This is a genomic window from Streptomyces sp. CO7 (assembly GCF_053474865.1).
Genome location: NZ_JBRIOU010000002.1, coordinates 1,363,004 through 1,364,772, shown reverse-complemented (window position 1 = coordinate 1,364,772; position 1,769 = coordinate 1,363,004). Strand labels below are relative to the sequence as shown.

Sequence of the window (1,769 nt, the reverse complement as noted above, 5' to 3'; positions counted from 1 at the left end):
CGTCCGAACGCCACCACCCCGTAGGCGCGCAGTTCCTCGGGCGGCACCTCGGCCGGGTCGTCGCCTATGTCGGCCCCTATGCCGATGGAACGCAGGGCGGCGGCGAGCTTGTTGAGCACGGCGGCCCGCGCGCCGATCAGCAGCACCCTGCGGCCCCGCGCCTCGGTACGGGCGGACTCCAGGAGGCCGGTCAGGGCCTCGCGGTACTCCGCCCCGCGGAAACGGAAGGGTCCGAGACCGTGGTAGCCGTTGAGCCGCAGGTCGGGACGCTCGTCGCTCTGCCAGGCGAAGTCGCGCCACACGTAGTCCTCGCCCTGTCGTTCGATGACCGCGGTGACCGCCCCGCAGGCGAGGTCGGCGCACTCGGGGCAGCCGTAGACGAGGTACCGCCCGTCGGGCAACGGGGCCGGCGCCTCCAGCAGCAGCGCGCGCACCTGCTCGGCGAAGATGACCGGCGGCACGTCGGCGGCGAGCGGGGAGACCGCGTCCAGGTCCGCGAGGCGGAAGAGCAGCGGACGCCCGTCGACGACGAAGTCGGTGAAGTCCCGGTGGGTGACGTGCGCCCCGCCGGCGAGGACCGCGCCCGCGCGGGTCGCGGGGGCGAGGGCGAAGGACGCGTGCGTCGCGTGCTCGGCAGCCATGGTCCGAGTATTCCCACAGTGCGGGCGCCCTGTTCCCGGTCCCTGGCATTCCGTTACGGTCCGCGGATGGAACGGGATCGGCACGGTGAAGTGATCGTCGTCGGCGGCGGCGTCATCGGCCTGACCACGGCCGTGGTGCTGGCGGAGAGCGGCCGTCGGGTGAGGCTGTGGGACCGGGGCTCCGCGCTGCCGGCCGCCTCGGAGGTGGCGGGCGGCCTGTGGTGGCCGTACCGGATCGAGCCCGAGGAGCGGGTCGGCGACTGGTCGCTGGTGTCCTACGAGGTGTACGCCGCGCTGGCCGCCCGGCCGGAGGAGACCGGGGTGCGCATGGTGGCGGGCGTCCACGGCGGTGCCTTCCTCGGCGAGCTCGGCCCCTGGGCCGCACGGGTTCCCGGGCTGCGGGAGGCGACGCCGGGCGAATGTCCTGGTGGTGGCCTGTGGGCGCGGGTGCCGCTGATCGACATGCGGGTCCATCTGCCCTGGCTGCGGGAACGTTTCCGCACGGCGGGCGGGGAGGTGGAACGGCGGGAGGCGCGCTCGCTGGACGAGCCGGCCGCCGAGGCGCCCGTGGTGGTGAACGCGACCGGGCTCGGGGCGCGGGAACTGGTGCCGGACGGTTCGGTCCATCCCGTGCGGGGGCAGCTGGTGGTCGTGGAGAACCCGGGGGTGGACACCTGGCTGACCTCGGTCGCCGACGACCGGGAGGGGTCCACGTACTTCCTGCCGCAGCCCGGGCGGCTGCTGCTCGGAGGGACGGCGGAGGTGGGCGACTGGTCGACCGAGCCGGACCCCGCGACCGCCGAGGCGATCGTGGCACGGTGCGCGGCGGTGCGGCCGGAGATAGCAGGCGCGCGGGTGCTGGAGCACCGGGTCGGGCTGCGGCCCGCGCGGCCGTCGGTGCGCCTCGAGCGGGAGACCCGCGCCGGGGGGCGTGTGCTGGTGCACAACTACGGCCACGGCGGCGCGGGCGTCACCGTCGCCTGGGGCTGCGCCCACGAGGCGGCAGCCCTGGCGGGGTGACGGGGCGGTTCCGGGACCGGCCACCCCTCGCGGGCCTCACGACTCCCCGCCCCGGTTCCGGCGCCGGGGAGTCGTCCTCGGTGGCGGCGTGGTCGGACAGGCGGGCGG

1 protein-coding gene and 1 pseudogene are annotated in these 1,769 nt (G+C 75.8%); one reads left to right on the top strand and one right to left on the bottom strand.

The features are described from left to right. Positions 1-725, bottom strand: a pseudogene (locus ACOV8S_RS08195) (oxidoreductase); the annotation flags it as partial. On the opposite strand from ACOV8S_RS08195, the gene ACOV8S_RS08190 reads away from it, so the two are divergent. Next, positions 708-1,661, top strand: a complete 954-nt coding sequence (locus ACOV8S_RS08190) for an FAD-dependent oxidoreductase (protein WP_448317005.1) — start codon at positions 708-710, stop codon at positions 1,659-1,661. The pseudogene ACOV8S_RS08195 and the gene ACOV8S_RS08190 sit on opposite strands and share 18 nt — an antisense overlap. The last annotated feature ends 108 nt before the right edge of the window (positions 1,662-1,769 follow it).

Coding starts and splice junctions, on each gene's coding strand:
- ACOV8S_RS08190 (WP_448317005.1), top strand. CDS start 708: ATGGAACGGGATCGGCACGGTGAAGTGATCGTCGTCGGCGGCGGCGTC.